This is a genomic window from Shinella granuli (genome assembly GCF_004341885.1).
GTDB classification, from domain to species: Bacteria; Pseudomonadota; Alphaproteobacteria; order Rhizobiales; family Rhizobiaceae; genus Shinella; species Shinella granuli.
In genome coordinates, this window is record NZ_SLVX01000054.1 from 1 (window position 1) to 12,154 (window position 12,154).

Annotated in this window: 11 protein-coding genes; 4 read left to right on the forward strand and 7 right to left on the reverse strand. The window is 59.9% G+C overall.

Annotation, left to right across the window (positions count from 1 at the left end):
* Positions 1-205 (forward strand): hypothetical protein (locus EV665_RS32740; protein WP_210234714.1); only part of this gene is annotated, 205 nt, incomplete at its 5' end.
* Positions 206-263: 58 nt separating this feature from the next.
* Here EV665_RS32740 and EV665_RS31110 read toward each other — a convergent pair.
* From EV665_RS31110 to cysD, 4 genes are all read right to left on the reverse strand, one after another.
* Positions 264-2,777 (reverse strand): capsular polysaccharide export protein, LipB/KpsS family, encoded by a 2,514-nt coding sequence (locus EV665_RS31110; protein WP_133037139.1) that lies wholly within the window; start codon positions 2,775-2,777, stop codon positions 264-266.
* A 14-nt stretch (positions 2,778-2,791) separates the two neighbouring features.
* Positions 2,792-3,925, reverse strand: a complete 1,134-nt coding sequence (locus tag EV665_RS31115) for a capsular polysaccharide export protein, LipB/KpsS family (RefSeq protein ID WP_342636248.1) — start codon at positions 3,923-3,925, stop codon at positions 2,792-2,794.
* 289 nt (positions 3,926-4,214) lie between these two features.
* Entirely contained in the window at positions 4,215-6,116 is a 1,902-nt protein-coding gene (gene nodQ, locus EV665_RS31120) for a bifunctional sulfate adenylyltransferase/adenylyl-sulfate kinase NodQ (RefSeq protein ID WP_133037141.1), read from the reverse strand.
* Entirely contained in the window at positions 6,116-7,018 is a 903-nt protein-coding gene (gene cysD, locus EV665_RS31125) for a sulfate adenylyltransferase subunit CysD (RefSeq protein WP_133037142.1), read from the reverse strand. The genes nodQ and cysD overlap by 1 nt, the downstream gene beginning before the upstream one ends.
* A 182-nt stretch (positions 7,019-7,200) precedes the next feature.
* On the opposite strand from cysD, the gene EV665_RS31130 reads away from it, so the two are divergent.
* The 3 genes from EV665_RS31130 (at position 7,201) to EV665_RS31140 (ending at position 10,356) form a co-directional block, all read left to right on the forward strand.
* Positions 7,201-8,421 (forward strand): replication initiator protein A, encoded by a 1,221-nt coding sequence (locus EV665_RS31130; protein ID WP_245507895.1) that lies wholly within the window; start codon positions 7,201-7,203, stop codon positions 8,419-8,421.
* A gap of 574 nt (positions 8,422-8,995) precedes the next feature.
* Positions 8,996-9,289, forward strand: coding sequence for a hypothetical protein (locus tag EV665_RS31135; RefSeq protein ID WP_133037143.1), 294 nt, complete (start codon positions 8,996-8,998; stop codon positions 9,287-9,289).
* Positions 9,286-10,356 carry a right-handed parallel beta-helix repeat-containing protein gene (locus EV665_RS31140; RefSeq protein ID WP_133037144.1) on the forward strand — a complete coding sequence of 357 codons (1,071 nt, stop codon included), beginning with the start codon at positions 9,286-9,288 and terminating at the stop codon, positions 10,354-10,356. The genes EV665_RS31135 and EV665_RS31140 overlap by 4 nt, the downstream gene beginning before the upstream one ends.
* A 545-nt stretch (positions 10,357-10,901) precedes the next feature.
* On the opposite strand, the gene EV665_RS31145 is transcribed toward EV665_RS31140, so the two are convergent.
* From EV665_RS31145 to EV665_RS32745, 3 genes are all read right to left on the reverse strand, one after another.
* Positions 10,902-11,210 (reverse strand): hypothetical protein, encoded by a 309-nt coding sequence (locus tag EV665_RS31145; protein WP_133037145.1) that lies wholly within the window; start codon positions 11,208-11,210, stop codon positions 10,902-10,904.
* Complete coding sequence (locus EV665_RS31150; RefSeq protein ID WP_133037146.1) at positions 11,210-11,893, reverse strand: ParA family protein; 684 nt, start codon at positions 11,891-11,893, stop codon at positions 11,210-11,212. Before EV665_RS31150 ends, EV665_RS31145 begins: the two co-directional genes overlap by 1 nt.
* A gap of 77 nt (positions 11,894-11,970) precedes the next feature.
* A partial coding sequence (locus tag EV665_RS32745) for a hypothetical protein (RefSeq protein WP_133037147.1) occupies positions 11,971-12,154 on the reverse strand: 184 nt, incomplete at its 5' end.

Sequence of the window (12,154 nt, forward strand, 5' to 3'; positions counted from 1 at the left end):
TTGCAGAAAGGAAATAGGTGGCCGGATTTTACTCCGCCCGCAGCAGCATTATGCCGCCGCTACCGTGGCCGACTTTTGCACCGCCGCTCTCACATTCATCGCGATATGCGCGCTGATCCGCGCGGGTGCCTCGACGAACACGTTTGCAGTCGGCTTCCGTCGCGATGACGGATCGACGAATATTTCAAACTCATCCTGGCGGTAACGCATGAGGCCCCTTCCGTGTGGGAGACATCTTCAGGGTGGCAAGCCGTATGATATCCCTACGCGGGGGGAGCCAAGAGCGGTTTTTCCTTACGAAACAACCGCTGCCACCAGGGGCGCCGGAGTTCCTTCAAGCGGCGGACGACGGCCTTGTTGCCCGGGTTCAGAGTTAGCGCCCTTTCCAGGCACCAGATGGCGTGCGCCTTCGCGCCGTCCTGAACATAACATTCCGCGAGACAGCAGAGATGACGCGGATTCTCCGGTTCGCGATAGCGCAACATCTCGAAGATCCGACCGGCCTCGACATAGGTCCCGCCGGCAAAGGCCTTTTCCGCCTTTTCCCGCATATGTGCGACCGGCATGCGCATCATCTCTTCCAGGAGGCCGCCATAGCGCTCGACGCCTGCCCTCAGGAGGGAGCCGTAGACCGTCTTGTTTTCCGGCTCCCGGGCATGGGCGACGGCGAACAGGTCGATGGCCTCGGCATAATCGCCGCGCTGACGGGCTTCCCGGGCATTCTCGACGACTTTCCTGAAGGGTGTTGCGGCCAGTTTCACCGCCGGTCCGCCGCCGTAGGAATAGTAGAGCGGGGCCAGTGTTGTCACCCGGCCCGGCGGCGTACCGAGTTCGACGGGACGAGCCGTCAGTCCGCGGAGAACGGAGAACTGGATGCGGGAGGCGAGCCGGCTGTTTCCGCCGCTCTTCTTGGAGCGGCTGACATATTTCGCCTTCCCAAAGGAATAGAACTCCCGCGTGAGATAATGGAAGAAACGCAGCCGCTTCTCCTCGTCGGGTGCCGCAGCCTCCCGGACGGCGGTCACGAGGTCTTCGGGTGAAGTGGCCGTCCGGGCAAGGCCGGGGTGGGCATAATAGGCATCGCCGCAACAGACGACGGGCCTGCCGCAGCCGAGTGCGATGAGGCCGACACCGGAATTTATGACCGCCACGGCATGGGAAATCTCGATAAGGTCCTGGATGTGGGTGTCGCCGTCGACGAGCAAAACGTTCGGGATCTCGGGGGCCTCGGCCTCCAGCGGGTGTTTCTTGGCCAGGACGACATAGGCCTGCGGATCGAGCGTCGCCGCCAGATGGGAAAGCCAGCGGTTGAAACCCTCGGCATCACCGCAGGGGCCGGAAAAATGAAGCGTCGCCGTATCCTTCGGGCGCTGCAGGGCGGCGAAGACGACTTTCCTGTCGCCGAGCTGCAAGCGCTCGCGCAACGCGGTCCCGCCGATCCGTTCGCCGTTTTCCTCCAGCGTCTCCCCTTCCCGCTGCCTTTCCAGCCAGTCGAGAACGGCAGCGCGATCTTCCGGCGCGAGCGGCTTGTCCCAGCGCTCCGGCAAATAGGAGGCGCTTTCGGCGAGGAAGCCGTGGGGATCGAAGAACCAGCTGTCGGTCAGGCCGCCGCGGTCCCAGACGACGAAACGCCGGCCTGCGGCCTTGACGCCGCGGTAGAGCGACAGGCGGTGGGCATTCCCATAGGGGTTGAGGAAAAAGACCCGGGTGAAGCCGCCCTCGTCCATCGCCCGCAACAGGGCATCGGTGTCGGCGAAGCCGCCTTCCCGCCGGATTTCAAAGTGCCCGAAGGCCGGAAAGGCATGACGGAGCGCCCGGACGGACGGCGCCGTCTCCTCCTTGACCAGCACCAGCGTCCGTTCGGAAGAATGGATATCTTCCAGCGGCGGAACCCAGGACTTGTCCGCGTCGTAATCCGCCATGACCTCGGAAACACGCTCCTGGTTCTCGTGGCGCGGCGCCAGATAGCTCGCATCCTCCCGTCGCGGATGCCAGAGATGGGCCATCTGCAGGCCGCGCTGGAAGACGTCGATCCCGTAAAGCGCGAAATAGGCGCGAAAGCCCTCGTAGCGCTGGATCGTGTTGTTCATCGTGTTGAGGTAATAGTTCAGCGTCTTCGGCCCGCGCGGAGCATAGGACGCAAGGCGGTGCAGAAGCTCGAAATCCTCTGCGCCATGGCCGACGAAACTCTTGTCGTGGCCGCCGATCGCCAGGAGATGGTAGCGGCTGGCGACAATGGCCGAGATCGCATAGGTGTGGTTCTCGTAGATCGCCTTGTCCCGCCGCATCACACCGTCGTGCAGCAGGACGTCCGCGAAGGACGCGTCCCCCGTGGCAAACATCTCCAGGTAGCGGCGCGTGAAATCTTCCGTCAGGTAGACACCGGGCAGGGCGAAGAAGGCATAGGCATTGTCCGGCATGCCGCGCAGCCGCGCCTCCTCCAGCACGCGTTCGTAGCTCAGCGGCGACAGAAGGAAATCGATGTCGTGATAGAGGATCAGCGGTGTCTCGGCATGGAGCGTGCCGATATCGCGGGCATGGCCCACGCTGAAGGGCTGGTCGCCCGTTTCCACCCGCACCAGTCGGCTGCCGGTCGAGGCGGCGAGACCTTGCAGCTCCCCTGCCCTTTCTGCGACCGTGCCATAGTCGACGATGAGGGGAACGTAGGAACGGGGCAGCGTCGCAATGATCCGCGCGATACGCTCCGGCTCGTCATACAGCCGATCGGTGGAAAGCCTGACGGGAATGACGGCCGTAATGACCGGATCATGGGACAATGCTGGCCTCCTCCTCAGCTGCGCCAGTCGAAAGGATAGAGAACCTTCCCGACGAAGCGAAGCGGCGATGACCGGTGTTCCCGAAAATAGCGGATCGGGTTGGTCCTGAACCGTTTGGCGCTCTTCCTGTTACCGAACAGCCGGATCACCGGCGCAAGCGCATAAGTCAGCAGATGGCGCCATCCCAAGAGACCGAACGGCCCCCAGGGCTGCCATACGACCGGTATGTCGATGTCGAACTCGTACTTGTATCTCTCCGGATCCCGGAGTCTCGCCTTCAGCCAGTCGACCGCCTGCTCGAAGGAATAACTTTCGCCGGTCTTCGGCTCGAAATAGCGCGGATACAGCAGATAGGCAGCGGCGAAGATCTCTTCCACCGTCCGACGCCGGGTTCTCCGCGCATTGGACTGGCGGTCGTCGGTCAGGCCCCAGCCGGCATAGAAGGGGCAACCGAGCACCGTCAGGGGAATGTTGCGCAAAAGGGCTTCGAAACCGCCAAGCGAGGTGATGGCATAGGCCTTGTCGATCGTCTCGAAGGATTGCGCCAGGGGCACGTTTTCCCGCAGGACGCGGCACAGATGTTCCACATCGGCGGGGTTGGACTGGGCCTCCCGCACACCGTTCAGCACATCTGGATGCGGCTTGTAGATGATTTCAGCGCCCGGGTTCTCCTCTGCCGCGATCCGCACGAGATCGTTGTTGGTGATCGCCTGATCGCATCCGTATTGAATGGAGGCGTCATCCTCTACCTGCCCGATGACCAGGACACGCGGCTGCGTTTTCGGCCCGAGCAGGCCGGAAAGCGTCAGGCTGGAGGCCATGTTGTATTTGCTGAGCCCGCCCTCGACGATGAGGCGTATGCCCGCCCTCGCCCGTTCCAGAAGCTGCGGGTCGGCCGAAAAATCATGGGTCTCGAGAAGCACTTCCAGATCGGAAGGCCCGCGGCTGTCGAAATAGGGTCGCCGGCTGTCGAGTGCGAGCGACAAGGGGGGCGTCCGGGCCGCGTTCGGCCGGTTCGAGCGCAGAAAACCGTCCTCGATGAAATAGCAGGGTATGCCCTTTTCCCGGACAAAGGTCTCCAGATTGGCCGGGACGTTCTGGCTCCAGATGAAGATCTCGGCACCCGGCGTTTCAGCGATGCGCCCCATCCACTTTTCTGCAAAGACCGCGTCCGTGACGTGCAGGGGCAGATAGGTGAAACGCCGTTCCGGAAAGAACGATTTGAAAACCGCCCTTTTCCAGCCATTGATGTGAAACGCGAAGGTGGGAATTCTTTCTGCATCGACTGTCATCGATTGTGGCCGCTCTTTCTGCCGTCGCCCGGACCGATGTCCGAAACCTGCCGATTTGCGCGGTTTTTAGCGATGGGATTCCGCTCTGTAAAGTTTGGTGCCTGCACATCCGCAGTCGAGGATTGGGGGGCTTTGATCGTTCCCATCATGAGCCCATCCGGCTTTCCAGAAGCGTGTCGATCCGAATTGCTAGTTCGTCTGGGTCCGTTCCGACAGTCTCAAGATGCAGCTCAGGATTCTCTGGGGCCTCATAGGGCGAGCTGATGCCCGTGAAATTGGCAAGCTCGCCGCGCATCGCCTTCTTGTAGAGCCCCTTCGGATCACGGCGCGCGCATTCCTCGATGGGGGTATCGACGAAGACCTCGATGAACTCGCCGTCGACCATCAGATCGCGTGCGAGCTGCCGCTCGGAGCGGAAGGGTGAGATAAAGGACACCAGCACGATCAGGCCGGCATCGGCCATCAGCCTTGCCACCTCGGCGACCCGGCGGATGTTTTCCACGCGGTCCTCGTCGGTAAAGCCGAGATCCTTGTTGAGGCCGTGGCGAACATTGTCGCCGTCCAGCATATAGGTATGGCGCCCCTTGGAATGCAGGAGCTTTTCCAGCCGGTTGGCGACCGTCGACTTTCCGGAGCCGGAAAGCCCCGTGAACCAGACGACGGCGGCCTGCTGGTGCTTGAGCGCCGCGCGGGCCTTGCGATCGACCTCCATCGCCTGCCAGTGCACGTTCTCGGCGCGGCGCAACGCGAAATCGATCATGCCCGCGCCGACCGTCCGGTTCGTCATACGGTCGATCAGGACGAAGTTGCCGGTGATGCGGTTGGCGGCATAGCTGTCGAAGGCGAGCGGCGCCCGGGTCGCGAAATTGCACACCCCGACCCCGTTCATATGCAGCGCCTTGGCGGCGAGATGGGCGAAGGTGTTGACGTCGACCTCATATTTGAGGGCGGTGACCGTCGTCTCGACGCTGTCCGTCTCGGTGCGCAGGATGTAGTTGCGGCCCGGGATCATCGGATTGGCATCGAACCAGATGACATGCGCCTGGAACTGGTCGGCGACGTTCGGGCGGTCATCGGGCGCGACCAGCATGTTGCCGCGCGAGACTTCGAGCTGGTCCTCAAGAACCAGTGTCACCGCCTGCCCTTCCACGGCGCGATCAAGCGCTCCATCCTGGGTGACGATCTCCTTGATCCGCGTCGACTGGCCGGACTTGGCGACGGTCACCATGTCACCGACGGCGACGGACCCGGACGCCACCTGACCGGCAAAACCGCGAAAGTCGAGATCCGGACGGGAGACATACTGAACGGGAAAGCGGAAAGGTTTTTCGCGATAGGCCTGTTCGACCGGAACCGTCTCCAGGTGTTCGAGCAGATGAGGCCCGTTGTACCAGGGCGTGTTCTCCGAACGCCGGGTGACATTATCGCCATGGCGCGCCGACAGCGGGATCGGCTGGATCGTGGCAAAGCCGAGATCGCCGGCAAAGGCCCGGAAATCCGCGACGATCGTATCGAATACCGCCCGATCGTAGCCGACGAGGTCGATCTTGTTGACCGCAAGCACGATATGCCGGATGCCGAGCAGCGAGGCGATATAGGAATGGCGGCGGGTCTGGCGCAGGATACCCTGGCGCGCGTCGACCAGAACGACGGCGAGATCCGCCGTCGAGGCGCCCGTTGCCATGTTGCGGGTATATTCCTCGTGGCCGGGCGTATCGGCGACGATGAACTTGCGCCGGTCGGTGGCGAAGAAACGATAGGCGACATCGATGGTGATGCCCTGCTCGCGCTCGGCCTCCAGCCCGTCGACCAGCAGCGCGAAATCGATGTCGTCGCCGGTCGTGCCGTGCTTGCGACTGTCCCGCTCGAGAGCCGCGAGCTGGTCCTCGAAGATCAGCTTGGTGTCGTAGAGCAGGCGGCCGATCAGCGTCGACTTGCCGTCGTCGACGGAACCGCAGGTGAGAAAACGCAGCAGGGACTTGTTTTCCTGCTCGCGCAGATAATCGACAACGTCCCGGGCGGGCGCATTCGTTGGAATGACGGCCATCAGAAATATCCCTCGCGCTTCTTCTTCTCCATCGAGCCGGCCTCATCCTTGTCGATCATCCGGCCCTGGCGCTCGGAGGTGCGCGCCGTCAGCATTTCCCGCACGATGTCCTCAAGCGTCGCGGCATCGGATTCGATCGCGCCGGTGAGCGGGTAGCAACCGAGCGTTCGGAAGCGCACCATGCGCTCCTCGACCCTGTCGTCCTTACCGATCGGCATGCGGTCGTCGTCGACCATGACCAGCATACCGTCACGCTCGACGACCGGCCGGGGCGCGGCGAAGTAGAGCGGTACAATCGGGATGTTCTCCTTGAGGATGTACTGCCAGATGTCCAGCTCGGTCCAGTTCGAGAGCGGGAAGACACGGATCGATTCCCCCGGCGCCACGCGGGTATTGTAGGTCTTCCACATTTCCGGGCGCTGGTTTTTCGGGTCCCAGGCATGGGCGGCGTTGCGGAAGGAGAAGATGCGTTCCTTGGCGCGCGACTTCTCCTCGTCACGGCGGGCGCCACCGAAGGCCGCGTCGAAACCGTATTTGTCGAGGGCCTGGCGCAGGGCCACCGTCTTCATCACATGGGTGTGGACGCTGGAGCCGTGCACAAAGGGCGAGATGGCCTGCTCGATGCCTTCGGGGTTGACATGAACGAGGAGATCGAAACCGCGCTCGGCCGCCATGCGGTCGCGAAAGGCGATCATGTCCCTGAATTTCCACGTCGTGTCGACATGCAGGAAGGGAAAGGGTGGCTTGGCCGGGTAGAAGGCCTTCATCGCCAGGTGCAGCATGACCGAGGAGTCCTTGCCCACCGAATAGAGCATGACGGGCCTGGAAAAGGTCGCCGCCACCTCCCGGAAGATATGGATCGCCTCGGCTTCCAGCCGCTGGAGATGTGTGAGAGACGTCAACGCGCACTCCGCTCGTCCATTGAAGATGCCGCTCTCTTTGCACAACGTTCCGATGATAGCAAAATGCTTTCTGTGCGCGCCGGCTGGCAGGAAAGGCCTTCTGCTGCTTATATCCGATCATGATGCGCGCCTTCCTTCCCGGCGCAGGCACAACACCGGAAAAAGACAGGACCTACCCGGAAATGAAGGCACCCCCCTTTTCCATGATGCCGCGGGCCGATTTCAGCGCCCTGTCGCTCCATGAGAAGAACACCTATCTACAAACGCTCGCCGACCAATATGCGGACCAGCACGAGCGCGAACGCGTATGGCTCGACAAGGACGGGCTGAGCCGGTTGCGGCGCTATTACAGCCGGCGGGTATGGGCCGACCTGAAGCTCGACAGCCTGAGCGACAGCAGGACGGACATGCTGCTTGCCCGGCTCGGCGAGGCGATCCGCAACGAGTCCATCAAGGCGGATGTCACGGCCGCCCTCATGCAGGAGACCACGCCCAAGCGCATCCTTCGCACGGCGCCGCAGGACGACGCCCAGCTGATGTTCTTCGTACCGACGATCTATGACGCCCCTTTGAAAGACGACGTCCATCTCATGGATGTCGCCCCCTTCTCGCTCAGCAAGAAGGCGAACAAGGGGATCATCAAGTATGAGCTGAAGGACAGTCTCATCACCATCGAGGGCGGGGCGGAAACGGGGCTTGCCACGGTCTTCGACTATGACATCTTCCTCAACATGGTGTCCTATCTCGCTGACGAGGTGAAGAACTACCGCAACAGCGAGGCGAAGGGGCTGCGGCCGAGCCTTCCGCCCAAGACCTATCGGCCGAGCGCCTCGCATATCCTGAAATTCTGCCGGCGATCGGACGGCGGCAAGGCCTACGAGGATCTGGAAGCCGCGCTCGACCGGCTTGCCAATACCACCATCAAGGTCGTCAACCTGTCCAGCGGCAAGCGCCGCCAGGTCGACAGCCGTCCGATGATCAGCGGCTACAGCGTCGTCAGCCGCACCGGCGCCAACCGGATCGAGACCATCGAGATCAACATTCCGGACTGGGTCTATACCAGCATCGTTCGCAACGAGAGGACGCTTCCCCTGCTGACCCTGCACCAGGACTACTTCCTGATCAGTTCGGGCCTTGGCCGCTTCATCTACCGCCTGGCGCGCAAGGCGGCCGGCAAGATGGAGGCGACCTACAGCCTGAAGGAACTGCACAAGCGCAGTGGCTCGACCCAGGAACTGCGCAAGTTCTCCTATGACCTGCGGGAGTTCGTCACCCGGACGCTCGCCTTCCCCATGCCTGAATACGACCTCTCCCTCGAGGAGGGAAAGGACGGGGCCGTCCTGCGGATGCGCTATCGCGATGAGACCGGCTTCCCTCTTTCCACCCTGGTCGCTGAAATCTGATTTTTGTCGTGGCTCCGTATTTTACCGACGACAAAAATCGGACAAGCCTCCGTACATTACCGACGACAAATTTCCTCGCGCACCGTACATCGCCGACGACAAGTTCACGGCAGAATGGAAAGGTCGAAAATGTCTGGATTTTTGTCGAAAACCGTATTTTGCCGACTTTTTTCCGTACATCGCCGACGACAAACCGTACATTACCGACGACAAACCGTACATCGCCGACATCTAATGGAAGTAAGCCATTATAATAAAAGGGGAAAACAGAATTTTTTAGCTCTAAAACTTATTAAAACTATTAAAACGAGTCAAAACGAGGCCAAGGCCTCTTTTCAACGACATTTTCAAGATGGTTTTTTGTCCACCAGACGGGGTAAAAAGAGGGGCAACCATTCAGGTCTGAACGACAAAAATGAGTTTGTCGCATGTCCGGAGAAAACCGGAACTTTTGCGTATCGCCATTCAATCGCCGCCTTCGCCCGGAAAGCAGGAACATCCCATCATACCCAAATGGGACGAAACCGGTTAACAAGATGCAGAAAGCAAGAACAACGTTGATACGAGATCGGCAATGAACAGGCCAGAAAGCGAAACCGAGGTACCGGAGTGGCGCTTCCTATGGGAGATGAAAGTCGCAGCGCAATCCGCGTCGGACGTCTATATCAGCGCCTCCCTCCTTGGAGGGCACTATGTCCGCATTGCGCCGAAAGATTTCCTTGAGGCGATCAACGACATGCAGAGCCTTGGCGAAACTCATAGACATCCTAAACGATTCCGTTTCACGATGGAAAACAGCATCCTCTGGGTTCATGACTCGCAAATGCCGCGAAGAATGGCTGCGCCTCCCAAAGACAATGTGCCATGAAAACGGTGGGGTATCCGCGGCTTCTCGGGCTTCTATCGCTTTTCACAGTGCTTTTACCGCTTCCTGCCTGGGCAGAGCGTGCACCGGTATGCAAACTGGAACAGTTCGAGACCTTCTCGAAGAACAATCGCCCTGGAAAACAGATTTCAGTCGATTGCAGCCTGACGCTACCGAAGAATTTTGAGATCTTCGCCAATATCGTTTTCGAGGGGTCCAAGGCCAACGGCGCCGTCCTCGACTGCAATGGCGGCACGATCGACGTGTCCGGTGAGAAGTCCCGTGTCGGCCGGACAGCGATCATCGTCCGCTCCGTGCAACGGAAAGACGGCACGTGGGATGCGCCGGAGGACGTTGCCATTCGCAACTGTGTCATCAAGGGCTTCCTGCGGGTCTACGGCCTCGATGAAAATGCCAATGGCCCGAACATGAAGGCCTCGTCACGCAATCCGGATCATACGAAATTCGCCCAGGCCGCGGCTCCCAAACGAACGACATTCGAAAACCTCACCATCGTCGCACCCCGCGGTATTCCACTTTATGTCGGGCCGGGCGCGATGTGGACGAAATTGCTCAATTCACGCATCGAAGGCGATTCCGGAGCGACCGCCATCTATCTCGATGCCGAGTCCGGACGAAGCCTGATCAAGGACAATGTCTTCAGGATCAGGACCGAGAGCCGGGAGTTGATCGCCATCGATGGATCGACGCGAAACCGGATCATCGGGAACACGTTCCAAGATCCCGTCAACGGCGGGATTTTCGTCTACAGAAATTGCGGCGAAGGCGGGGTGATCCGCCACCAGACACCCAACTTCAACATCATCTCGGACAACAGCTTCGTCTACAGAAACGGTGCGGGCAAGAAACCTGCCGTCTGGCTCAATTCGCGGAACGGAAAGCAGCGTTATTGCTTTATCGATCGCCGCTATGATTTCGGCAGCAGCAAGAGCCCGCTCGACTTTGCCAAGAAGAACGTCGTCAGCATGAACAGGATCGTTGGCGGAGAACTTGAGCTTATCCGCAACAATGATGCGACCAATCAGGTATACGGCAATGTCACCGAATAGGTGAGCTGTGGCGACCGTAATACCAGCTTGATATCGGTGGTATCAGAGGAAACGCCGCGCCTATATGAAGGCGCGGCGTTCCGGATCAAAGTCACCCGATCGAAGGATGAAGTAATCCTTCAGAAGCGTTGTGTTTCCCGCCACCAGGATCGCAAAGTCCGCCTTTTCCGGAGAACGTGTCCGAGCCGATGAAGGAGAAGGACTGGTTGCCGGATTCCCCGGTTTGGCGGCGTCGCGGTGCAGGCGGCATAAAAATTGAATGCCATTGTCAGCATTCTGGGAACGGATAAATATTATGAATTAAATAGTCAACATTAATATCGGCTGTTAACCCATGAGAAACCACAGGGCGGCCGCGTAGAATCCGGACAAGATCCATGCAAACCGCTTGCTGATATCGAATTGCTCATAAGCCTTCGTCGCGGACTTCCCTCGCTTCGTCAAATGATCAGGAAGGGACTTGGCTCGCCCGCAGCTTGCGGGATTTTCCCATGCTCCACTGCATAATGGGGCGAATAACGATCTTCGAGGCGGCCGGATGAAGTCTAGATTCCTGCCTTTCGCATCAGCTCGTCCAGCGCTTCGCCGTAGGACATGCCGGTTTCATTGCAATAGTGCTTGAAGCGGTTGATCACGTCGATCGGGGCACGCACGAAGGCCTGGTCCAGAGGTTCGCTCGTTCTGCGAACGCGTTTGACGCGCTGGATCGGCTCGCGGCTTTGAAAGCCGACGCGTTCCGCTGCGCGATCGGAGGCTTCCTGTTCTTGCTGGGACGCAGCCTTTTCCGCTGGACGAGGAGCAAAGCCCGACAGGTCGAGCTTCTTCGTTTTGCCGAAGCCAAGGTCGCTGGACATCAGGCTGCCCTTTCTGCTGCGGCGCCACGAAGAAGCTCGAGCACCTCCCCTGTCAATTGGACGGCGTTGTCGACCGCGGCTTCGAGACCATTCACCTGCCGGGGATCGAGCTCGAAAAGGCTGAGCCGTTCCATGAACATCGCATTGTAGGCTTCTCGTCGATAGAGATGCGTGCTCAACACGGGCAGATCGTTGCTCCGCATCTGGTCGGCGATCTCCCGCTCGATGCGGCGCGTGAATGGCGGCGGACTTGTCCGGTTGAAGGCCAGGGTGAAATTCAGCTTTCGGCCGATATCCTCCTCGCTTTCCCGGACCAACCCGACCGCACGCGCGGCCTGCTTGGCATCGAGGGCGCTTCCCCCCAGGGGAATGAGGGTGAGGTCGGCGCGAATGATCGCCCGCGAGGCAAGACGGCTCGCGGTGCCTTCCAGGTCGACGAAAACGAATTGCGCTTCGGACGCGGCCGTGTTGATCAGGTCGCGAATACTGCCTTCCGTTGCATCGCTTATGACCTGGATCGGAAGCGTGCTCTTTCCCGTCCGCCAGTCGGTGATCGGCTTGTTGGGGTCCGCATCGATGATGGTGACCGATCCGCCTTGCTGGGCAAGGGTCGATGCTATGGCGAGGATGGTGGTCGATTTGCCCGCACCGCCCTTGGGATTGGCTGCGCACACTACAGGCATGGCTGTCCTCCTATGCTATCAGGAATGATTTCTAACAAGCATTCATAAAATCTTTCTAAATGCTATCTGAAAGATTGCTATCTATCAGATAGCATTTGGATATCAATCCAGATAGCAATCAGGTTGCTATCGTATGCGATATCGTCGTTGATAGGCGAAACTGTGGGTGCAAATTCCGAGGCAAACCGCCCCCTGATTCCGAAATGATCTCGCCCCTCCATTCCGAGAAATAGTCGCCCCCTTGTTCCGAGATGATGCCGC

Coding starts and splice junctions, on each gene's coding strand:
- EV665_RS31140 (WP_133037144.1), top strand. CDS start 9,286: ATGAAAACGGTGGGGTATCCGCGGCTTCTCGGGCTTCTATCGCTTTTC.
- EV665_RS31135 (WP_133037143.1), top strand. CDS start 8,996: ATGAACAGGCCAGAAAGCGAAACCGAGGTACCGGAGTGGCGCTTCCTA.
- nodQ (WP_133037141.1), bottom strand. CDS start 6,116: ATGGCCGTCATTCCAACGAATGCGCCCGCCCGGGACGTTGTCGATTAT.
- EV665_RS31130 (WP_245507895.1), top strand. CDS start 7,201: ATGAAGGCACCCCCCTTTTCCATGATGCCGCGGGCCGATTTCAGCGCC.
- EV665_RS31150 (WP_133037146.1), bottom strand. CDS start 11,893: ATGCCTGTAGTGTGCGCAGCCAATCCCAAGGGCGGTGCGGGCAAATCG.
- EV665_RS31145 (WP_133037145.1), bottom strand. CDS start 11,210: ATGTCCAGCGACCTTGGCTTCGGCAAAACGAAGAAGCTCGACCTGTCG.
- EV665_RS31115 (WP_342636248.1), bottom strand. CDS start 3,925: ATGGGGCGCATCGCTGAAACGCCGGGTGCCGAGATCTTCATCTGGAGC.